This window comes from Pseudomonas sp. G2-4 (genome assembly GCF_030064125.1).
Classification (GTDB): domain Bacteria; phylum Pseudomonadota; class Gammaproteobacteria; order Pseudomonadales; family Pseudomonadaceae; genus Aquipseudomonas.
Window position 1 is genome coordinate 642,530 of the sequence record NZ_CP125957.1, and the last position, 22,390, is coordinate 664,919.

The following is a 22,390-nucleotide window of genomic DNA, read 5'->3' on the forward strand; positions in this document are numbered from 1 at the left end:
TGAGCCGGTGGAGAGGGAGCTTGCTCCCGCTGGGCTGCGTAGCAGCCCTCTTTTTGTGAGTGCTGCGCACTCAAGCGGGAGCAAGCTCCCTCGCCACGGCTAATCTCTATAACATTGGCGGTGACTAAAAATAACAAAACGGTCATGGGTTGACCCTATGTGTCGCAAAAGTTGTTGAGGTACACTCCGACCCATGCAAAAACCGTTTTCTTACGAACCAACTGTTTAGATCCTGCGAGGTTTGCCATGGCTGACTACAAAGCGCCCCTGCGCGATATGCGCTTCGTCCTCAATGAAGTGTTCGAGGTCACGAAACTCTGGGCCCAATTGCCGGCGTTGGCCGACACCGTAGACGCTGAAACTGTCGAAGCGATCCTTGAAGAAGCCGGCAAAGTCACCGGCAAAAGCATTGCCCCCCTCAGTCGTGCGGCTGATGAAGAAGGGTGTCACTGGGCCGACGGCGCTGTCACCACGCCGGCAGGTTTCCCACAGGCCTACCAGACTTACGCTGAAGGCGGCTGGGTCGGTGTCGGTGGCGATCCGGTTTACGGCGGAATGGGCATGCCCAAGGCCGTTTCAGCCCAGGTCGAGGAAATGGTCAACTCCGCCAGCCTGTCCTTTGGCCTGTACCCGATGCTGACCGCCGGGGCTTGCCTGTCGATCAATGCCCACGCCAGCGAAGAGCTGAAAGCCGCGTACCTGCCGAACATGTACGCCGGTGTCTGGGCAGGCTCCATGTGCCTGACCGAGCCGCATGCCGGTACAGACCTGGGAATCATCCGCACCAAGGCCGAACCCCAGGCCGACGGTTCCTACAAAGTCAGCGGCACCAAGATCTTCATCACCGGCGGCGAGCACGATCTCACCGAGAACATCATCCACCTGGTGTTGGCGAAGCTACCGGACGCGCCAGCAGGGCCGAAGGGCATTTCGCTGTTCCTGGTGCCCAAGTTCATGGTCAATGCCGACGGCAGCCTGGGCGCGCGTAATCCGGCCAACTGCGGCTCGATTGAACACAAGATGGGGATCCAGGCGTCCGCCACTTGCGTGATGAACTTCGATGAAGCCGTGGGTTACCTGGTCGGCGAGCCGAACAAAGGCCTGGCGGCGATGTTCACCATGATGAACTACGAGCGCCTGGGCGTCGGTATCCAAGGCCTGGCCTCCGGTGAGCGTTCCTACCAGAACGCCATCGAATACGCCCGCGACCGGCTGCAAAGCCGCTCGCCAACCGGTGCGCAGAACAAGGATAAGGTGGCCGACCCGATCATCGTCCATCCGGACGTGCGCCGGATGTTGTTGACCATGAAAGCCTCGAACGAGGGCGGCCGGGCATTCTCCACCTACGTGGCGATGCAACTGGACACCGCCAAGTTCAGTGAAGATCCGACCACCCGCAAGCGCGCCGAAGACCTGGTGGCATTGCTGACCCCGGTGGCGAAGGCTTTCCTGACCGACCTGGGCCTGGAAACCACGGTCCACGGCCAGCAGATTTTCGGTGGCCACGGCTACATCCGTGAATGGGGCCAGGAGCAACTGGTCCGTGATGTGCGCATCACCCAAATCTACGAAGGCACTAACGGCATCCAGGCGCTGGACCTGGTGGGGCGCAAGATCGTCGGTACCGGCGGTGCGTTCTACAAGCTGTTTGCCGATGAGATTCGCCACTTCACGGCCACCGCAAGCAGCGAGCTGGCGGAGTTCACCAAACCGCTGAACGATGCGGTCGGTACGCTGGATGAACTGACTGAGTGGCTGCTGGACCGGGCGAAGAACAACCCCAATGAAATTGGCGCGGCTTCGGTGGAGTACCTTCAGGCATTCGGTTACACCGCTTACGCCTACATGTGGGCGTTGATGGCCAAGGCGGCCTTTGGCAAAGAAAACCAGGATGATTTCTACGCGAGCAAACTGGGCACGGCACGGTTCTACTTTGCCCGCCTGCTGCCGCGCATCCACTCCCTGAGTGCTTCGGTGAGAGCGGGCAGCGAGTCGCTGTTCCTGTTGGAGCCAGGGCAGTTCTAAAAGCTGACATTGTGTAAGCAAACGCTTACACAATGTGCTGGCGATTTCCCTCTATCGGCAGATTGGATCCAGGGCTAATCTACTTCACATGGACGCCGCGCAGGACGCGCAAAGTAACAACACGGACACGTAGGATTCTGCCAGGAAGGCGGAGTGAAATGGATGTCAGGGAAACAGTCTGCAAAGCCCCGCTTCGGCGGGGTTTTCTTTTGCCTGCGTTTTTTGTCGTTGCGCAAGCTCGGGCCGTTCGGGCCATCCTTCTTGATTGATTTTCACTGAACCCTGACGAGCGGTCGGAGGTCAATGAGCTGTATGGCAACGTAGCCATCGCCAATCAGGGAGTCATCCATGGATATCATTCGAATCATCATCGCCATTCTGCTACCGCCATTGGGTGTGTTTCTGCAGGTCGGTTTTGGCGGGGCTTTCTGGCTGAATATCCTGCTGACACTGCTGGGTTATATCCCGGGCATCGTGCATGCGGTGTACATCATCGCCAAGCGCTGAGGTTCTGGCGCGAATTTGATTACAGGGTCTAACCCCCCTGTGGGAGCGAGCTTGCTCGCGATAGCGGTATATCAGCCATAGAGATGCTGACTGACCCACCGCTATCGCGAGCAAGCTCGCTCCCACAGTTTTTTCCTCTACCTACAGGCTGTCCTCGATCACCCTGCGATAAAACAACCACTCATGCTCCAGCGCATGAGCCTGGTTCACCGCCTTGCGAAAGCCATGACGCTCATCGGGGTAGTAGTGTGCTTCGACCGTAACGCCGTTCGCCTCTAAAGCGCTGACCATATCCCGCGTCTGCTGCGGCACGACCACGGCGTCCAACTCGCCTTGAAAGAAAATCATCGGTACGCGAATACGCTCGGCATGCAGCAGCGGCGTCCGTGCGCGGTAGCGCTCGGCATCCTGTTGCGGGTCGCCGATCAGCCAGTCCAGGTAATCCCCTTCGAACTTGTGCGTAGCGCGGGCCAGGGCGACGGGGTCGCTGACGCCATACAGGCTGGCACCGGCCCGGAACACGTCATGGAACGCCAGGGCGCACAGGGTGGTATACCCGCCGGCACTGCCGCCACGAATGAACGCACAGCGACCATCGATCAGGCCTTGCCCGTCCAGGTAGGCGACCACCGCGCAAGCATCCTCGACATCCACAACCCCCCAGTTCAAATGCAGCGCTTGTCGATAAGCCCGGCCATAGCCGGTGCTGCCACGGTAGTTGAGGTCGGCGACGGCGAAACCACGCTGGGTCCAGTACTGGATGCGTGGATCAAAGATGGGGTAGCAGGCAGAGGTGGGGCCGCCGTGGATAAACACCACCAGCGGTGGTTTCTCGGCAGCATTCATGGCCGGGTAAAAGAACCCGTGGGCTTCGCCTGAGCTCGAGGGGTAGCGCAGGGTGCGAGGGCGGCTGATCTGCTCGACGGGCAGCGGCGTGCCGCCACCGGCCAGCTCCGTTACTTCGTGGCTGTTCCGTTCAATCGCAATGACCGCCGACGGGTTGGTCGGGGAAGCAGCGATGGCATAGATGAACTGCTCATCCAGCGCCAGGCTGCGAAAGCGAGTGTAAGTGCCAGTAAAGTCCTCGTTCGCATCGCCGCTGCGGCGCAGACCTAGCCGCCCGAACCCCGCTTCGGTCCAACTCGCCAGGTAAGCCTGCTCATCCAGCGGCAGCCAGGTGCAGCCACCCAGTTGCCACGGCGCGGGCGCGTGATCGGCTTCGGTGGCAGGCAGCGGCTCCAGGCCGCGGGCCGACTCAACCCAGGGCTGCCAGTAACCACCGCGATCAGTCAGGCAATAAAGACGATTGGCGTCATCGAAGCGCGGTTGCTGGATGGACTCCTCTGCGGCGTTGCCCGCCACACAGCGTGGTTCAGCCCACCCCGAAGCATTGCGCTCAGCCAGCATCAAGCGCGTGGCCGTCCACGGCTGATGCGGACGACTCCATTCAATCCACGCGAGCCGCTGTCCATCCGGGCTCATGGTCGGCGAAGCATAGAAGTCCGCGCCTTCGGCCAGCAGATACTGTTGATGATCCGTCAGTCTGATCGACACCAGGCGATGCTGATTGGCCTGTTCCTCCACCGCCAACACCTGACCATCGGCGAAGCCAAGATCTCCATATCGACAGTCACCCGCGGTCAGCGCCACGGGGCGCTCATCGGTCAGCGACTGCCGGTACACCTGCTGGTCGGTCTCATTGACGAACAGCACGCCGTCATCGCTCAGGCAGAACGCGCCACCGCCATATTCATAGACCCGGCTACTTGCGCTGAACCCATCTGGCGTCAGGCAGCGTGCCTTGTCGGCTTGCCAATGCCAGATCCGGCAGGCGCCGTCTTCGGGACGGTATTCATTCCAGAACAGCCCAAGGCGGCCGAGCCGCAGTTCGGCGAAGTCGGTGCCGGCGGCAACGGCCTGGGCGGCGCTGAACGGATCAGCCTTTAACGATGAGGCGCGAGTTTCGTTCATTGCGGAAGGCCAGTTCTTCAATGGTTTGCGTGGCGTGCTCGGCGTCTTCGCGAGCCTGCAGGATTATCCCGTGATGTGCGGATTTGCTACACACCGGATCAGCATTGCTGGCGTCACCGGTGAGCATGAACGCCTGGCAACGACAGCCGCCGAAGTCCTTTTCTTTTTCATCGCAGGAACGACACGGCTCGGGCATCCAATCATAGCCGCGAAAGCGGTTGAAGCCGAACGAGTCGTACCAGATGTGCTGCATGCTGTGGTCGCGCACGTTGGGAAATTGCACCGGCAGCTGCCGGGCGCCGTGACAGGGCAATGCGGTGCCGTCCGGCGTGACGGTGAGGAAAATGCTGCCCCAGCCGTTCATGCAGCCCTTGGGGCGTTCTTCATAGTAGTCCGGCGTGACGAAGATCAGCTTGCACGGATTACCTTCGGCCTCCAGCTTGGCGCGATATTCGTTGGTGACGCGCTCGGCTCGCACCAACTGCTCCCGGGTGGGTAGCAGGCCGACGCGGTTGAGCTGCGCCCAGCCGTAGAACTGACAGGTAGCGAGTTCTACAAAGTCGGCTTCCAGGGCGATGCACAGCTCGATGATGCGGTCGATCTTGTCGATGTTGTGCCGATGGGTCACGAAGTTCAGCACCATCGGATAGCCGTGGGCTTTTACTGCCCGGGCCATTTCCAGTTTTTGCGCGAAGGCTTTCTTCGAGCCGGCCAGCAGGTTGTTCACCTGTTCGTCGCTGGCCTGGAAGCTGATCTGGATGTGGTCCAGGCCGGCTTTTTTGAAGTCGCTGATTTTCTGTTCGGTCAAGCCGATGCCGGAGGTGATCAGGTTGGTATAGAACCCCAGCCGGCGCGCCTCGCCGATCAGCTCGGCGAGGTCCTGGCGCACCAACGGCTCGCCGCCGGAAAAACCCAGTTGCGCGGCACCCATCTCCCGGGCCTCGCGAAAGACCTTGAACCACTGCTCGGTGCTCAGCTCCTTGCCCTGTTCGGCAAAGTCCAGCGGGTTGGAGCAGTACGGGCATTGCAGCGGGCAACGGTAGGTCAGTTCGGCCAGCAGCCACAGCGGCAGGCCGACTTCAGGTTTGGGCGGCAGCCCGGCGGGCTCAAGCAAGTTCGATCCAGTGCTGTGCACGGGCGACCTCCATGAATTGCTCGATGTCGTCACCGAGTTCCGGCACGTCGGGAAACTGCTTCGCCAACTCGCCGATGATGGCTGCGACATCCCGTTCACCGTCGATCATGCCGCCGATCAGCGCAGCGCTGTCGTTCAGCTTGATCATGCCTTCAGGATAGAGCAGCACGTGGCCTTTCTGTGCCGGTTCGTACTGGAAGCGATAGCCGGGGCGCCAGCGCGGGGTTTTGCTGCGGTCGAAACTCATAAGCTGATCCCTTTGTGCCACACCCGCTGCCCGGTCACGCTGTGGTAGGGCGGGCGGTTCAATTCGTAGGCCATGGTCATGGCGTCGAGCATGCTCCAGAGGATGTCCAGTTTGAACTGGAGAATCTCCAGCATGCGCTCCTGCCCTGCGCGGGTGGTGTAATGCTGCAAGGTGATCGCCAGGCCATGCTCCACATCACGTCGGGCCTGGCCCAGGCGGGTGCGGAAGTATTCGTAGCCGGCCGGGTCAATCCATGGGTAATGCTGCGGCCAGCTGTCCAGGCGTGACTGGTGGATCTGCGGCGCGAACATTTCGGTCAGCGAGCTGCTGGCGGCTTCCTGCCAGCAGGCCCGACGGGCAAAGTTGACGTAGGCGTCCACCGCAAAACGCACTCCTGGCAGCACCAACTCCTGGGAGCGCAGTTGATCAGGGTCCAGGCCCACCGCCTGGCCAAGCCGCAGCCAGGCTTCGATGCCACCGTCTTCGCCGGGGGCGCCGTCATGGTCGAGCAGGCGCTGGATCCACTCGCGGCGGATCTCCCGGTCCGGGCAGTTGGCCAGGATCGCCGCGTCCTTGAGTGGAATGTTCACCTGGTAGTAAAACCGGTTCGCGACCCAGCCCTGGATCTGCTCGCGAGTGGCGCGGCCTTCATACATCGCCACGTGGTAAGGGTGATGGATGTGGTAATAAGCGCCCTTGGCACGCAGGGCCGCTTCGAACTCGGCGGGCGTCAGCGGGGTGTCAGTCATTTCGGTTGCTCCTACAGTTCAATACTCATGCCGTCGTAAGCCACTTCGACATTGCGCCGCACCAGCTCGGCCCGTTCGGCGGAGTCTTCATCGAGGATCGGGTTGGTGTTGTTGATATGGATAAGGACTTTGCGCTGATTGGGCAGTTGCGCCAGCACTTCGAGCATGCCGCCGGGGCCGTTTTGTGAGAGATGCCCCATCTCCCGACCGGTGCGGGTGCCGACGCCACGGCGCTGCATTTCATCGTCGTCCCACATCGTGCCGTCCACCAGCAGGCAATCGCTGCCGGCCATGATCTCCAGCAACGGCTCGTCGACCTTGCCCAGGCCCGGGGCGTAGAACAGTTTGCCGCCGGTGCGCAGGTCTTCGACGATCAGGCCAATGTTGTCACCGGGGTGCGGATCGAAACGGTGCGGTGAATAGGGTGGCGCTGCGCTGCGCAGTGGCAACGGCGTGAAGCGCAGGTTCGGGCAGGCTGCAATGGTGAAACTCTGGTCGAGTTCGATGCGGTTCCAGCTCAGCCCGCCGTTCCAGTGGGTCAGCATGTTGAACAGCGGGAAACCGGTGCTCAGGTCTTCATGGACCATGTCGGTGCACCAGACCTGATGCGGGCAACCTTCCCGCAGGCTGAGCAGGCCAGTGGTGTGGTCGATCTGGCTGTCCATCAGGATGATCGCGCCAATGCCGGTGTCCCGCAGGGCCCGGCCCGGTTGCATCGGGGCGAAACCCTGGAGCTGGGCGCGAATGTCCGGAGAGGCGTTGCACAGCACCCAGTTCACACCGTCATCGGAAATCGCGATGGACGATTGGGTGCGCGCCTGGGCCCGCAGGCTGCCGTTGCGAAAACCTGCGCAGTTGGCGCAGTTGCAGTTCCACTGGGGGAAACCGCCACCGGCGGCAGAACCTAGAATCTGGACAAACATGGCTGCTCCATCTGCAAACCGAAATAAAAACGCCCCGGCTGACCGAGGCGTTGTGCTGCGTGTTCAAGTACCTGCAGCAATCAACGGCTGGCGAAGTACATGGTGACTTCGAAACCGATACGCAGGTCGATATATGCGGGTTTGGACCAGGACATGGGAATACTCCTTTGGTTGGGGTGAGACGGTTTGGATCTATACATATAGTCCACCTCCGTTCGGAGATGTTCAGATGCTTAGGCGGCTATGTTACTAAATCTGACAAATTCGTTCGCCGCGATTCTCGAAGAAAGCTCATTGCAGCCGCTGTAATGATCAATCTGCCGCTAGCCAGGGCGATCCTGGGCAGGCCCCGCTGGCCAGGCAATACCGGCCACCTTCAGCGTTAATCAACTGTCGGGCTGCGGCCAGTAACTGTTCGCGACCCACAAGCACGATGGTATCGGCCAACCTCTGGAGATAATCCGACGGGAGGCCAGCCAGTTTCGCGTGCCAGAGCAGTTCGGCCGCCTGGGCACTGGGCAGGGTGTCGATCTGAAGCTGTGTGGCGAGGGCATGCTGCTGGCGGGTCAGGGTCGAATCGTCAATCTGTTGGATCAGCTCCGGTAACCCGTTGAGGAATTGTTCGATGTGGTCGATCAGCTGCTCCGCCGAGGCCGCGGGCGATTGCACGCCAAACAACACACCGGTTTGCCCATTGATCTGTTTTAGACCGCAGAACACTGCATAGCCCAACTGCAATTCAACCCGCAGGCGCTGATAAAACGGGGTCTGGCACAGCTGCGCCAATAGTCGCCACGCCGCTTCGTCGGCCAATGCCTGGGTGGGCGAGGGGCAGAACAGCAAGACGGCCTGTTCATCGCCAGGGGTTTGGAGCCCACGCCAGATACGCTGCCGGAAAGGGGGTATCGGTTCGATTTCCTGGTCGGTCATCCCGGGCACCCGGGCCAGGGCTGGCCCCATGGCGCCCTGGGTGGCCACCGACAGGCCGATGGCCAAGCCGTCCCACTGGGCAGTCGCCCACACGCTGTCGGACAGTGGCAACGCCGGAGGCTGCACGCTCTGCTGACCATACTTCGGCAATTCCTTGAGCAGGTGTCGAATCGGCATCAGCGGCGCTTCGACCCTGGACTGGGCCGTCGGCAGTGGTTGGCCCAGTTTGGTCAGAATATGTTCGAGCACCAACGGCATAGGGGCCTGCAAGCCGACCAGCTTCAACAGCCATTGATTGCCTGCGGGCTCGAAGGTGACGTCCACGCCGGCCTGACGAGCGTCCTCGCGCAGGTCCTGTAGATGCCGGTCGAGCCTGGCTTGAAGATCGAGCGGTGCCTGGCTCGCCAACCGCCAACGCAGATACACCGCGCCTTCTCGGGTGTTGTCTGCCAGCGCCTGGCTGAATTGCATCGGTGAGCGCTCCCGGCGGCCCCGGGAGCGATCCTGGGCGAAGGTGCGCAAACCACGATGGGCGCTGGTCTGGCCGCGTATCAGCCCGGCGCGAGGTGGCTCGCTTGCCGATTGCAGGAACGGGTTGGGCGCGGGCAACTGCCATTGCTCGGTGACGGTATTGGCAGGGTGCAATTGCTTGACGATTGCCCTGAGCCTTACGAGGTCGTTTTCCGCCAGCGGCCCTTCGCGCTGTTCACTGTCCCAACGAGCCTGTTGAAGCGCGGTGCCGGTCTCTTGTCGACGCAGCAGCAGCGCGGTGAATTCCGCGCGCAACGTTGCCCAGTCGTCCTGGGCTGCAAAAAAGCCCAGCCAATCGTGCAGCAACGGCTGGATTTCGCTCGCCGCTTGATGGTTGTCGAGCTTGAACTCGATGTGCAACAGGGCCTGACCGGCAAACTCGTACAGCGGCGTGGCCTTGAGACTGTCGGCCAGGCCGCGCTGGCGCAACGTGGCGAGCAGGCCGTCCGGTTTGCTGGAATTCAGCCAATTACAGAGAAAGTCCATGGCTTGAGGCGAGGCGGCCGGTAGATCTTCGAAGGTGAACAGCAGATCCAGACAATCTTTTCGGGCCTGTTGATAATCGCCCTGGGACGACTCCATCAGCTCCGGTGGCGATAACCTGGCAACCGCTTCGCCCGCCGGCAGATTGTCGCCGAACTGTTCGGCCAGTGCTTTCAACGCCTCGACACTCTGCGGGCCGGCCAGGCTCAGGGTCATTTGGCCGCTCTGGTAGAACGTTCGATAGAAATCGTGCAATGCCGCTTGGAATTCAGGCTGCGACACGGCAAGGGTGTCGCGATTGCCGGCATGGAAACCGCGCAGCGGATGAGCCGCCGACAGTCCGTCATGCAGCGCCAGTTGTCGCTGGGCTGCCGCGTCCTGGGACCAGGCGATGAATTCTGCGTGCAACACTTCCCGTTCCCGCAACTGATCGGCTTCATCCAGGCGCGGATGAGCGAGCATGTCCCACAGCCGTTCCAGCCCGTCGGCGAAGGCGGCGGGTGGCAATTCGAAGAAGAAATCCGTGGTCCGTTCGCTGGTGCGGGCGTTGATCTGACCACCGTGCCGCTGCACGTAGGCCATCAGGTTTTCCCCAGTGGGAAACCGCTCGGTGCCCAGGAAGAAAAGATGCTCGAGAAAGTGCGCCAATCCCGGCCAGGCGAGGGGCACATCATGGCTGCCGGCCGCCACCCGAAGTACTGCAGCGCTGCGCTTGAGGCCGGGCACATGGCGCAATGTCACCTGCAAGCCGTTGGCCAGGGTTTCAGTGTGAGGACGAAGAAAATCGGGGGCCGGCATGAGCGCTTCCAGAACAGAGATGCGCTCATGCTAGCGGATTAGGGGACGTTCTCAATGAGTTTCCCCATCGCGTCGTGTTTCGAAACAGGGTCAACGCTTGTGCAGGTCGCCGTAGAGATCGGGACGACGGTCGTGCAGATAGTTATAGGCCGCTCGGGAGGTTTCCATCAACTGCCGGTCCAGCTCGCCGACGATCAAGGCCTCATCCAGCCCGGCCAGCGCGGGACGGCTGCCATCCGGTGCGGCGATGCTGCTTTGGCCGCAATACTGCAATTCGCCTTCGTGGCCGCAGTAATTGGCGTACGCCACGAAACACTGGTTCTCGATGGCCCGGGCGCGCACGGTGACATCGGCGATGAATTCGTAGGGCTGCATGTTGGCGGTCGGTACCAGGATCAGTTCGGCACCGGCCAGGGCCAGGCGCCGGGCATTTTCCGGGAACTCCAGGTCATAGCAGATCAGGAAGCCGAGCTTCCAGCCGTTCAGTTCGATGATCGGTAGCGCCGAGTCGCCAGGGCTGAACATGGCGTGATCGAGATCACCGAACAGGTGGCTCTTGCGGTAATTGGCCAGGCGCTCGCCCTGGGCATCGATCAGTTGCACCGCGTTGTAGATCTGCCCGTCTTCGTCGCGTTCAGGATAGCCATAGACAATCGCCAGGCCGGCCGCCTTGGCGATGCGGCCGATCTGCTGCGCCCATTCGCCGTTGTAGACCTCGGCCAATACATTCACCGCGTCGACGCCGATGTTGTAGCCGGTCATGAACATCTCCGGCAGCACCAGCACATCGGCGCCCCTGGCCTCCAACGCCACTTGATGCAGGCGTTGCAGGTTGCCGGCCGGATCCAGTGGCAACGGTGGGCATTGGTAAAGGGCTACACGCATCAAGAACTCCTTTTATTCGGGCAGGGCGATCGGACCGATCTCGTGGAACACATCACCTGGACCCGGGTTCTCGGCGTGAGTTTCACCGCCGAAGTGCTTCATGATTCCCCACACGGCATTGAGCGAGGTCTGTACCGCGCCTTCGACCCAGGCCGGTGTCCATGAGACGTCATCGCCGGCGATAAAGATCCCGCGTTGTTCGGCCGGCATGTCGTCCTGCATGAAATGCGCGTACATGCGCTGGTTGTATCGATAGTGCCCGGGCAGGGCACCCTTGAATGCGCCGAGGAAATGCGGGTCGGCCTCCCAGGACACGGTGATCGGATCGCCGATGATCCGCGCGGCGATGTCCACCTTGGGGTAGATTTTCTTCAGGGCATCGAGGGCCAGTTTCACGCGTTTTTCTACCGGATGCGGCAGCATCTTCAACGCATCGCTCATCCAGGAATACGACAGGCAGATCACGCCTGGCTTGTCATCGCCGTTGTCGAAAAGGTACGTGCCACGGGTGAGTCGATCCGTGAGGGTCATGCTCATCAGGTCGCGGCCGGTTTCCGGGTCCTTGTCCTTCCAGAATGGCCGGTCGACCATCACGAAGGTCTTCGACGATTGCATGTAACGGGTGCGGTCCAGGGCCATCCACATTTTTTGCGAGAACAGTGCCTCTTCACATTCGATCTGGGTGGTCAGCAACCAGCTCTGGCAGGTGACCAGCACCGCGGCGTACTCGCGGGTGTTATCCCAGACGTCGGTCACACTGAAGCGGCCATCGGCGGCGCGGGCGATGCGCTTCACACCGCTGCGGGGCGCGCCCAAGTGCAATGAACTCAGGCTGGTGCCCTCCGGCCAGTGCACGCAGCGTTCCGGCACGTGGCTCCAGATACCGTGGGGCACCTGCTCGACGCCACCAACTACCAGGTGCTGGTGGTCGTCGCAATTGGTCATCACGACGCGGAAGATTTCCAACATCGAATTGGGGAAGTCCGAATCCCAGCCACCGGTGCCGAAGCCGACCTGGCCGAACACTTCGCGGTGCTGGAACGAGAGTTTGGCGAACGCCTTGGACGTGGCGACGAAGTCGTAGAACGTGCGGTCGTCCCACAGTGGCACCAGGGTGTTCCACAGTGCCTTGAGACGTGGTACGTCTCGGTCGCGAATCGCCTGCTGGATCTCACCGAAGCGCGAACCGTCTTCCAGTGCATCGGCCCAGGCGTCGGCGACTTCCTGGAACAGGGCAGGAAGGTCGGCCAGTTTCTGTGCGTAGTAGGTCTGGCCTTCCAGATCGATGACGGTACTGCCTGAGGCCGGGGTTAGCGGGTTGGGGAACGGTTTTGTCTCCAGGCCCAGCTTGTCGACGTAGTGGTAGAACGCCGTGGACGACACCGGAAAGCGCATGCCGCCCAACTCGGCGATCACGCCTTCGGCGCCGTTGAACGCTTGTGAGCGCAGGCGCCCGCCCATTTTCGATGCTTCGTAGACCACCGGCTTGAGGCCCAGCTTCATCAACTCGTATGCCGCCACCAAACCAGCGATACCGGCCCCGACAATCGCCACTTCCGCACCGTGGTTGTGCGCCGGAATACTGCCCAGGCCGGCCGGATGTTCGATCCAGTCGTCAAAGGCGAAAGGAAAGTCCGGCCCGAAAATGGTGATGGGCTTCTTACCGTCTGCGGGGTGGCGATTGTTCTTGTTCATGGCGGACCTTGATGGACGACTCGACGCGGTGTTCGCGTCTGAGTATAGGAAAGATGCCAGCCATTCTAGGGAGGGTGAAATACGTTAATAAGACACAATGTGTCGTCGTTTTGAGCATAATCCAGTCGTTTTGGTCTATCCGTCAATCATAATGACGAACGCTGTCCCGTGTGGGAGCGAGCTTGCTCGCGATAGCGTCGGTTCAGTCAGCACTTTCATGGACTGACAGACCGCTATCGCGAGCAAGCGCGCTCCCACGGAAACGCCTCTATGACGAGCATTTGGAAGTATTGAAGAGAGAGGGCTTTGACAATGGCTAAGAAATTTTCCGACTTGATGGCGCGTCGGTCGCCTGACTCCCAGGCTCGTGCACAGGCTCTGTATCAGACGTTGCGTGCAGAAATGCCGTTGCACGAATTACGCCAGGCGCAGGAGTTGAGCCAGGAGGCCTTGGCCAAGGCACTGCATATCAACCAGGCGGCAGTCTCGAAAATGGAGCGCCGGACGGATATGTACATCAGCACGTTGCGAAATTACATCCGAGCCATGGGGGGGGGAATTGGAGATTATCGCGACCTTTCCAGAGGGGCAGGTCAGGATCGAAAATTTCTCCCATCCAACACCGTAACTGGCGATATTCCCTGTGGGAGCTTGTTCCCACAAGGTAAGTTGCATGTGTCGGCGCTAAACCGGCTGCCCCCGATCAATCTTGCTGCTGAGAATGATCGAGGTGGTGGTCTTCTCCACACCCTCCACGCTACCGATCTGGTCCAGCAGCTGATCCAGTTGCTCCGGCGAATCGGTGCGCAGCCAGGCCACGTAATCGAACTCGCCACTCACCGCACACAACTGCTGGACTTGGGCCATGGCGCTCAAGCGTCGCAGCACATCCTTGCCGGAACGCGGCTGCACCTTGATGCCTACGTAAGCCTGCAAACCACCATCAATCACCCGTTGTCCCAGCCGCACGCCGTATCCGGTAATGACTTTGGTTTTTTCCAGCCGCGCCAGGCGTGAGGTTACGGTCGTCCGGGCGATGCCCAACTGCCGGGCCAGCATGGCGACGCTTTCCCGGGCATTGATTTGCAGGGCCGCGATCAGTTGGCGGTCGATTTCGTCGAGGACGGGAGGGCGAATGTCAGGCAAGGCGGGCTCCAGCGTGGGCATCGGTGGCGAGCATGTTACAGGCTCTCGCGTTCGAAATAGCCAATGGCGGGCAAAGTCAGCGCTCGCCAGGCAGGGGCGAGGTGGATCTGCGAGGACCTGAGCCAGAAACCGTCCTGGCACACCAGCTGTTCAGCGGGCGCTTGCAGCAACAGGGTCAGTGGCAATGACTGTAGTGAACCTTGGTCGTCATCGTCTTCAGCTTCCCAATCGCGTTCAAAACACCGTACGCGCACCTGATCGTCGTCGAAGCCTTCAAACAGGGGCCGGTTACCCAGCCATTGCGGATGCACCCGCAACGTGTGCGCCTGGACATCCAGGAGCAACAACTGCCAGCCTCGATAGTTGCCACACAGCTCGGTCACGTCGGTAGCCATACAGGTCAGGGCCAGATAGCGGCCATCCGCCGACCAGATCATCGAGGGTGCCAGGTCGGTCAACGCGCAGCCTGATGCTGTCAGCAGGTACCCGCCAAGCCGGGGCGTCTGGGCACGCACCCAACTGTCGGCATATTCCGTCTCGCTGCCGAACAGCCAGGCGGCATCCTGCTGGTCGGGCGCGGGCAGGATGAAGTCACCGTCAGCGGTGGCTGCTTGCGGACGATCCACCAGGCGCCAAGGGGTAACGCTGTGCAGTTGTGAGTCGGTCACCTGCAGCTCCACGGTGTTGTAGAACAGCCGGGATTGTTCGTCGGGTTGAAAGAACGAAGGATTGCTGTCGATCTGCGGCGTGGGGGTGTTGAAACGTTGCAGCGCATTGCTGTCCAGGCCTTGATCCAGGCGACCGGCAACCACCGCCAGGCTCAGCCGGCCCTCACGAAAATCGAGGAGGCGAGCCACCCACATGTCAGGCCCTGCCAGCAGGCGTCGCTCCTTCAAGTCTGCAATCACCCCATGGGTCGCCACCGTCGTCGAACCTTCAAAGGGCAGCAGCGCCAGGTAGCGTCCGCAATCGGAAACCCGATGATCCAGCAACCAACTGCCTGGCAGGTGCCAGTCACCGATCTGGCAGCGATAGCCCCCGAGTCCATCGCGGTTATCGGCAAGCCAAATCAACCGGGCACACACGCCGTCCTGCATCGGTTGCGTCTCGATGTACGCGTCGCCGCGCAGGCCTCGGCTGTCCAACGGCATTGCAATGGCCGTGCGGGTCAATTTGAATTCGGCGACCTGCACGCGGCCTTGGGCGTCGTGACCGGCCTGGGTTTCGGTATCGCTGTGGATACTGTCCAGGCGGTAGCCAAAACGACCGGAGTCCGGTCGCGGATAGTCGAGGTACGAGCCGATATGCACATGGCTGGCGTCGAGGCTGAGTAACTCATGCCAATAGAAGGACGGTTCCGAGTCACTCTTCACCCAAGGCGAGGGCAATGCGCGCCAGCCCTTGTCGATCTGCCACAGCCAGTATTGGTCTCCATCTGCATGAGGGGCTTGCGCCTGGGCCAGGCACACCAGGGCGCGTTGATCGCTGCTCCATACCAACGGCGCATCGGCCGCCATCAGCAGGCCAGACGGTTGCCCGTTGGCGCTGATGGTATAGCGCGGCGAAAGCAGCGGTTCCAGCGGCTGGGCCAGGTCGCGAAAGGTCGCGGGCAAGACAATGTCGCCCCGCAGACATTGCTGGCCATCGGCGGAGCGCCGTTCGAACGTCTGCTGAACACCCGCAGGATGCCAGTCGGGTTCCAGCCACAAGTCGGCGACGGGCACCAGGCTGGTCACGCTGGCCGTTTTCAACAGCTCATCCAGACGGGTTTTGCGAACGCTGTTGTCCACCAACGGACTATGGCGGCCGCTCAACAGGTCGAGGTCAAACGTGTCCAACTCCCAGAGCTCGCTGTCGGCACAGCGGTACAGCTGGCGCTGTTGACGATCGAGGACGACCAGTCCCCAGTTCTGTCGGGACGGCACCGTCGCCGCAAAATAGCGTCCGTCGCGGGAAAACAGTGATGAAGAACCCAGGCCTTGCAGGAGCACACCATCGGGGAACAGATAGTCGCAATAAGTGGGGCCACCCATGGCGATTTCACCGTGGTTGAACACCCGGATCGGCTCGCCTTCAGGCGTCAGTTGCGGCTCGCTTCCACCCCAGGCACTGGCGCCCTTGCCGGAAACGGGCGCCAAACCCAGGCGCCGCTCCCAAGTGCTGACGCACGCCAGCCCACCGCCGATGCTGGCGATGGCTGCCAGGATGCCCCACCACTCAGGCAAGGCCCGGCCCACGCTGAAACCCAGGCCGAACACGGCGCCGACGATCAATCTGCCACAGACTCGCCCGACCGACAAAAAGCCGAATCTCGCGGCGAGTCCCATCAGCAGGCCGAAGAACAACACCGCCAGCAGCGCCAGCGGCGGAGGCAATATCGTGACGAAAAAAGCCGGCAGCAGCAGGATGCCAAGTTGCCAGAACAGTTCAAGAAACAGTCGGGAGAGGCTGGGGCTGGCGATGATGGTTATCTCATTGGGGATTCAAGGGGCAGGCTGGGTATGGGGAATCAGGTGCTGATTCATGACTGTATCCGCACGCGCCGTTTGTTTCAGGGCGCTAATGGACAATGTTGCACTACTGTTGGCTCGCTGACCTCATCTTTCAGGATCGCCGTCGTTCTAAATGCGCTCGTAACAGCTTTGGACTCAAGTTTTTTCCGAGTTGTAAAACACTGCCAGCTTCATCGGCAAAGTCTGCCGAGGTCGGCCTGTTAAACGGTGATTTGTATCGGATAGCCCGTACTTTTAACCGTTTATGCATGGCTTCATGGTGTTGTAATAAATCTACGATGCCCGATGCCTCAGCGCTGAGTAGCTGCTTGCTCCGTATGACCTCAACACTCATTGAGGACTGCATTCATGAGCGGCCTGGCGGACTTGGTCGGGCTTTAATCCCAGGACATTTTTCAAGGCAAAAGGAACCAGGCCGGATTGAGGCGAATCCGGTGTTGCCCGATGTGCTGCCGCCTACTCCATTACCGACCCGCGACGGATACCCAGAACATGCCAGCACCATTAATCCCCGTAGAAACCTCTCCCGATCTGCCGACGGACGCTGATGTAGTCGTGATTGGCGGCGGCATCATTGGCGCGTTTACGGCCTATTACCTGGCCAGGCGCGGCATGAAGGTTGCGCTGGTCGAAAAGGGCCGTATAGGCGCTGAGCAATCGAGTCGCAACTGGGGCTGGTGCCGTCAGCAAAATCGCGATGCGCGTGAGCTGCCGATGGCCACCAAAAGCCTGGAGTTGTGGGAGCAGTTCGGCGCGCAAACGGGTGAGCAGACAGGGTTTACGCGGTGTGGCTTGCTCTACCTGAGCAACAATGAAAAGGAAATCGCAGGTTGGGCGCGTTGGGGTGAGTTTGCCCGCACCGTCAATATCGAGACCTACATGCTCACTGCGCAGCAGGCTGCTGAGCGGGGTAGGGCGACCGGCAAGCAATGGAAAGGCGGGGTTTTTTCACCCTCCGATGGCATTGCGGACCCGTCCCGCGCAGCCCCGGCGGTCGCTCGCGCCATCATGGCCCTTGGCGGTACCGTGCATCAGGGCTGCGCCGTCCGAGGCATCGAGACCCAGGCCGGGCGACTGTCGGCCGTCGTAACCGAAAAAGGCACCATCTCCACCCGGCTCGCGGTTCTCGCGGCAGGCGCCTGGGCGTCCTCGTTCTGTCGGCAATACGGCATTCGCTTTCCTCAGGCCACGATTCGTCAGACCGTGCTCTCTGTCTCTCCCCCAAACCATGAGATACCGAGTGCGCTGCACACGCCTGGTGTGTCCATGACGCGCCGTTTTGATGGCAGCTACACCCTGGCGATCAGTGGCAGAGGGCGTGTTGACCTGACCCCCCAACTGCTCGGTTTCGCCCCGCAATTCCTGCCGATGTTCCAGCGCCGGTGGCGCAACCTGGCGCCCGGCGGGCTTGAGGGCCTGCGCTCGGGCCACGAGAGCTGGAAGCGCTGGCGCCTGGATCAGCCGACGCCGATGGAGAGGATGAGGATCCTCGACCCTAGTGCTGACGCCGCGGCTGTTGAGCTGACTTACAAGCGTGCGGTGGAGCTCATCCCATTGCTGAAAGAGTCTTCCATCACGGCGTCTTGGGCGGGTTATGTGGACAGTACGCCTGACGGCGTTCCTGGCATCGGCGAGATGGCCAGCCTACCAGGTTTGGTATTGGCGGCCGGGTTCAGTGGACATGGCTTCGGTATTGGTCCGGGCGCCGGTCATTTGATTGCCGACATTGTCAGTGGCGTCGCGCCCATCGTCGATCCGCGACCGTATCACCCCGACCGCTTTCAGTCATCGGCCTGGGGCAAGGTTGCGGACTTCTGAACGTCTGCCGTCCATTTACGGACCCAAGGACTGTGTCTGTGGTGGTTGAGCGAAAACGCAAAAGCCGCGCAATGCGCGGCTTTTTGTATGGTGGGCCCACACGGACTCGAACCGTGGACCAAAGGATTATGAGTCCTCTGCTCTAACCAACTGAGCTATAGGCCCTCAGTAGGTCGCGGATTATAGCGACGGTTTCGCGGCTGTGCTATCCGAAAAATCCGATACGGTCATATGAAGAAACGTAGCCGCAAATTCATCCGCGCACAGCGGCAGGCTGACGATGTAGCCCTGGATCTGTTCGCAACCTTCTTCGGCCAGGAACTGTTGTTGGGCCAGGGTTTCGACACCCTCGGCGATGATGGTGAATTGCATGCTGCGCCCCAGGGCGATGATTGCCCGTACGATGGCCACATCGTGAGGGTCATCGGGCAGGCCGCGGACGAAAGACTGGTCGATCTTGAGGATGTCCAGCGGCAGGCGCTTGAGGTAGCTCAGGGATGAGTAACCCGTACCGAAGTCATCGATGGCCAGTTGCACGCCGAGTTTTTTCAGCTGGTGGAGTACCGTCAGGGCCTCTTCGGCCTGGCTCATGATGAAGTTTTCGGTAATTTCCAGTTGTAATAAACCAGGCTTGAGACCGTTCTCGCGCAACAGTTGTTCGATACGCCCCAACAGGTTCGGTTGGCGTAGTTGCGCGCCGGCCAGGTTGACCGACAACGGACCGAGGCTGTGGTAGGTGTCGTTCCATTCGCTCAGTTGCCGGCAGGCACGCTCCAGTACCCAGTCGCCGATTTGCAGGATCATCCCGTTTTCTTCCGCCAGGGGGATGAAGTGTTCCGGCGGCACGTCGCCAAACGTTGGGTGGGTCCAGCGAATCAGTGCCTCGGCACCCACCAGCCGGTTGCCGGCGAGGCTGATTTTGGGTTGGAAGGACAATGACAACTCGTTGCGCTCAATCGCCCTGCGCAGCTCATGCTCCAAGGCCACCCGCTCGCTGGCCTGGGCGGTCAGGTCGCGGGTGTAGCTTTCCACCCGATTGCGCCCCTTGGCCTTGGAGCGGTACATCGCCGCGTCGGCATTCTTGACCAGCGTGGCGACATCGCAGCCGTCCTGCGGGTAGAGACTGGTGCCGATGCTGGCGCTGATGAAGAACTCGTGCTCGCCGGCCTGGAACGGCGCGGTAAAGCAGTTCAACAGTTTCTGGGCGATGTGCTCGGCATCGCTGGGCTGCTGCAGACCCGGCAGCAGGATGATGAACTCGTCACCGCCCAGGCGCGCGACGGTGTCGATGTCGCGCAGTTGCTCGCGCAGGCGCACGGCAATGCCTTTGAGCAGCAGGTCGCCGACCGGGTGCCCGAGGCTGTCATTGATGTGCTTGAAGCGGTCCAGGTCCAGGAACAGCACCGCCCCCTGGCCGCCATTTTCCTGCTGGCTGTTCAGGGCTGTCAGCAAGCGGCTTTCGAACAGTGTGCGATTCGGCAAGCCGGTGAGCGGATCGTGGTGAGCCTGGTAGTCGAGCCTGGCCTGGGCGTGTTTGAGGCTGGAAATGTCGGCGAAAACGGCGACGAAATGGGTGATTTGCTGGTCCCGATTGCGCACCGCGCTAATGGTCAGCCAGCTGGGGTACAGCTCGCCGTTCTTGCGCCGATTGGAAATCTCTCCCTGCCAGTGCCCCTCTGCCGTCAGTTGATGCCACATCGCGGCATAAAACGCGCTGTCGTGCAGGCCGGAAGCCAGCAATCGAGGCGTATGGCCCAAGGCTTCGGTTTCGCTGTAGCCGGTGATTTCAGTAAAGGCCCGGTTAACAGCGCTGATGTGCTGCTGCGTATCGGTGATCAACACGCCTTCGGCGGTGCTTTCGAACACGGTGGCGGCCTGTTGCAGTTTTTCCTGCATCAGATGGCGTTCAGTGATGTCTCGGGCAATGGTCAACATACAGTCTTCGTTGCCGATGGGCAGCGGCCGGCTGGACACTTCGCAGAGCCGTATCTGCCCGTCGTTACGGCGGATATGGCAGCTGAAATCCCTCACGAAACCGTCCCGTTTCAGCAGGTCGAGCATCTGTTTGCGTTCGTTGAGATTGACCCAGATGCCCAAGTCCAGGGTCGAGCGGTCCACCGACAGGGCGCTGTTGAATCCGGTAATGCGGCTGAAGCCATCGTTGACTTCAATCAGCAAGCCGTCGCTTTGCCGGGATAACAGCAGGCCGTCGGGGGACGCGTGGAAAGCCTTGGCGAATTTTTCTTCCGACGTCTGCAGCTGCTGCTGGGTTTCCTTGAGCTGGCTGATGTCCCGCACCACTACGACCAGGGCAGGCGTCGTGTCGAGGTCGAAGGGTTCGGCGGAGATCAGCCCGGTGAACACCTGGCCGTTGTTACGGCGGAAGGGCATTTCCAGATTGCGGATGCTGCCGGCCTGCAAGCGTTGCAACAGACCCGGACCAACGCCCTGGATACCCCAGATATTCAGTTCGGTCGCATTGCGACCTACCACTTCTGCGGCGCTCAGGCCGATCTGCTCCTCGAAGGCCTTGTTGACCTCCAGCAGGCAGCCATCCAGCAGGCGTGCAATCACTAGGATGTCCGGGCACTGGCGGAAGACCGAGGCAAATTTCTGTTCCGAGAGGCGCAATGCTTCTTCGGTGCGCTTGGCTTCGCTGATGTCGATCATCAGCCCACGCATCACCGGTTCGTGGCCATGCTCGATCAGGCTGACGATGTCGCGCACCCAAAGGCAGCGGCCATCGGCGGTGATCACGCGGTAATCGATGCAGTGGTCGCGACCCGCCAGCACTTCGTGATCGCAATAAGTCTGCGCGCGTATCAGGTCGGCCGGGTGGATGATGTTGCGCCAGAAGCCCGGGATCAGCCAGTGGGAAAGGGGATAGCCCAATAGATCTTCGGCGTGGGGCGAGACATAGCTGTAGGTGAAATCACTGACCCTGGCTTCCCAGGCAATCGCCGAGAGGCTTTCTACCAGCCCACGGTAATGGTATTCGCTACTGCGCAGTTCCTGCTCCAGTTCGACCCGTCGGGCGATCTCTGAGCTGAGCCGGCGGTTGATGCGAATCACCACGGCCAGTATGCCGATAAAGAGGATCAGCGCAGGCACGCCATACAGCAACAGGTCGGACCAGAGCTGGCGGTAATCGTGCACGTTGCCGACCCACTTTTGCTGGATTTCGCCGATCTCGGCCGGGGTCATGTCCGCCAGGACCTTGTCCAGGATGCTCACCAATATCTTGTTGTCGCGAGGGACGGCCATTGCCAGTTGATAGCGATAAGGCGTCTCGCCGCTGACGTAAAGCCCTTCGAGCTTGAGTTGGCGCAGGCTCCAGACACTGGAAGCCAGGTCGCCCACCACGGCGTCTACTTCATCGGTTGCCAGCGCTTGCAGGGCTGAGCTGACGTTGGGCAGCGCCACCAGATTCAGGTCGGGATGGTGGTTGCGCAGCAGTTCGTGGGGCGCGTAGTTCTCCACCACGGCGATTTTCAGTCCGTACAGCTCTTTAAGGTTGTGAGGCTGGGCGGCGCCACGATGGGCCAGGATGACGATGGGGAAGTCGAGATAAGGTCGGGTAAACGCCAGGTAATTCTGACGTTCAGGGGTGGACATGATGCCTGGTAAAAGGTCGATCTTGCCCTGTGCGACCTGTTCCAGCACGGCGCTCCAACTGGCCGGCTCGATGGGTGAGAGCCTGACGGCCAGCCGCTCACGGATGATGTCGACGTAATCGGCGGCCAGGCCCTGATAGCGGCCTTGGTCGTCGCGAAACTCAAATGGCGGCCATGAAGCATCGACACCCAGGCGCAGGTCAGGGTGGTCCTTGAGCCAGCGGAGCTCCTCTTCGGTAAGCGTCAACGCGCCAGCTGTTGCGGTCCAGGTGATCAAGGACAGCAAAAGCGCGGCCGTCAGTCTGGGCATCAGTGTCTCGTCATGGCTTGGGGAGGATGTTTCGAGTGTAGACGGGCAATGGGGCGGGGGGACATAGCGGGGGGGATTTTATCTGTAGATAACAAAACCCCCGGCAGGGC

General features: G+C 60.9%; 15 protein-coding genes, 1 tRNA gene and 1 pseudogene. 4 read left to right on the forward strand and 13 right to left on the reverse strand.

Annotated elements, in window-relative coordinates; all coding sequences use genetic code 11:
- Window positions 1–246 precede the first annotated feature (246 nt).
- Both QNH97_RS02810 and QNH97_RS02815 read left to right on the forward strand, forming a co-directional pair.
- Window positions 247–2,025 carry an acyl-CoA dehydrogenase C-terminal domain-containing protein gene (locus QNH97_RS02810; protein WP_283555509.1) on the forward strand — a complete coding sequence of 593 codons (1,779 nt, stop codon included), beginning with the start codon at window positions 247–249 and terminating at the stop codon, window positions 2,023–2,025.
- A 348-nt stretch (window positions 2,026–2,373) separates the two neighbouring features.
- Window positions 2,374–2,532 carry a YqaE/Pmp3 family membrane protein gene (locus tag QNH97_RS02815; protein WP_038436734.1) on the forward strand — a complete coding sequence of 53 codons (159 nt, stop codon included), beginning with the start codon at window positions 2,374–2,376 and terminating at the stop codon, window positions 2,530–2,532.
- 141 nt (window positions 2,533–2,673) lie between these two features.
- On the opposite strand, the gene QNH97_RS02820 is transcribed toward QNH97_RS02815, so the two are convergent.
- From QNH97_RS02820 to QNH97_RS02860, 9 genes are all read right to left on the reverse strand, one after another.
- The gene (locus tag QNH97_RS02820; RefSeq protein ID WP_283555510.1) at window positions 2,674–4,503 is read right to left on the reverse strand and encodes a S9 family peptidase; all 1,830 of its coding nucleotides are present in this window, start codon (window positions 4,501–4,503) and stop codon (window positions 2,674–2,676) included.
- Window positions 4,469–5,638, reverse strand: coding sequence for a pyrroloquinoline quinone biosynthesis protein PqqE (pqqE, locus tag QNH97_RS02825; protein ID WP_283555511.1), 1,170 nt, complete (start codon window positions 5,636–5,638; stop codon window positions 4,469–4,471). Before pqqE ends, QNH97_RS02820 begins: the two co-directional genes overlap by 35 nt.
- Window positions 5,610–5,885 carry a pyrroloquinoline quinone biosynthesis peptide chaperone PqqD gene (gene pqqD / locus QNH97_RS02830; protein WP_283555512.1) on the reverse strand — a complete coding sequence of 92 codons (276 nt, stop codon included), beginning with the start codon at window positions 5,883–5,885 and terminating at the stop codon, window positions 5,610–5,612. The genes pqqE and pqqD overlap by 29 nt, the downstream gene beginning before the upstream one ends.
- Complete coding sequence (gene pqqC, locus QNH97_RS02835; RefSeq protein WP_283555513.1) at window positions 5,882–6,634, reverse strand: pyrroloquinoline-quinone synthase PqqC; 753 nt, start codon at window positions 6,632–6,634, stop codon at window positions 5,882–5,884. Before pqqC ends, pqqD begins: the two co-directional genes overlap by 4 nt.
- A gap of 11 nt (window positions 6,635–6,645) precedes the next feature.
- Entirely contained in the window at window positions 6,646–7,557 is a 912-nt protein-coding gene (gene pqqB, locus QNH97_RS02840) for a pyrroloquinoline quinone biosynthesis protein PqqB (RefSeq protein ID WP_283555514.1), read from the reverse strand.
- Window positions 7,558–7,637: 80 nt separating this feature from the next.
- The gene (pqqA, locus tag QNH97_RS02845; protein ID WP_003177660.1) at window positions 7,638–7,712 is read right to left on the reverse strand and encodes a pyrroloquinoline quinone precursor peptide PqqA; all 75 of its coding nucleotides are present in this window, start codon (window positions 7,710–7,712) and stop codon (window positions 7,638–7,640) included.
- A gap of 157 nt (window positions 7,713–7,869) precedes the next feature.
- Entirely contained in the window at window positions 7,870–10,299 is a 2,430-nt protein-coding gene (gene pqqF, locus QNH97_RS02850) for a pyrroloquinoline quinone biosynthesis protein PqqF (RefSeq protein ID WP_283555515.1), read from the reverse strand.
- Window positions 10,300–10,389: 90 nt separating this feature from the next.
- Window positions 10,390–11,184, reverse strand: coding sequence for a carbon-nitrogen hydrolase family protein (locus QNH97_RS02855; protein WP_283555516.1), 795 nt, complete (start codon window positions 11,182–11,184; stop codon window positions 10,390–10,392).
- A gap of 12 nt (window positions 11,185–11,196) precedes the next feature.
- On the reverse strand, window positions 11,197–12,879 hold the full coding sequence (locus QNH97_RS02860; protein WP_283555517.1) for a flavin monoamine oxidase family protein: 1,683 nt from the start codon (window positions 12,877–12,879) through the stop codon (window positions 11,197–11,199).
- Window positions 12,880–13,191: 312 nt separating this feature from the next.
- On the opposite strand from QNH97_RS02860, the pseudogene QNH97_RS02865 reads away from it, so the two are divergent.
- Window positions 13,192–13,507 (forward strand): annotated as a pseudogene (locus QNH97_RS02865) (XRE family transcriptional regulator).
- Between the two features lie 56 nt (window positions 13,508–13,563).
- Here QNH97_RS02865 and QNH97_RS02870 read toward each other — a convergent pair.
- Complete coding sequence (locus QNH97_RS02870) at window positions 13,564–14,025, reverse strand: Lrp/AsnC family transcriptional regulator (protein ID WP_283555518.1); 462 nt, start codon at window positions 14,023–14,025, stop codon at window positions 13,564–13,566.
- A 35-nt stretch (window positions 14,026–14,060) separates the two neighbouring features.
- A complete protein-coding gene (locus tag QNH97_RS02875) occupies window positions 14,061–16,508 on the reverse strand; it encodes a hypothetical protein (RefSeq protein ID WP_502944527.1) in 2,448 nt (815 codons plus the stop codon).
- Between the two features lie 522 nt (window positions 16,509–17,030).
- Here QNH97_RS02875 and QNH97_RS02880 point away from each other — a divergent pair.
- Window positions 17,031–18,356, forward strand: coding sequence for an NAD(P)/FAD-dependent oxidoreductase (locus QNH97_RS02880; protein WP_283555520.1), 1,326 nt, complete (start codon window positions 17,031–17,033; stop codon window positions 18,354–18,356).
- Window positions 18,357–18,444: 88 nt separating this feature from the next.
- Here QNH97_RS02880 and QNH97_RS02885 read toward each other — a convergent pair.
- Window positions 18,445–18,521, reverse strand: a tRNA-Ile gene (locus QNH97_RS02885).
- A gap of 15 nt (window positions 18,522–18,536) precedes the next feature.
- Window positions 18,537–22,280 (reverse strand): bifunctional diguanylate cyclase/phosphodiesterase, encoded by a 3,744-nt coding sequence (locus tag QNH97_RS02890; RefSeq protein WP_283555521.1) that lies wholly within the window; start codon window positions 22,278–22,280, stop codon window positions 18,537–18,539.
- Window positions 22,281–22,390: the final 110 nt, after the last annotated feature.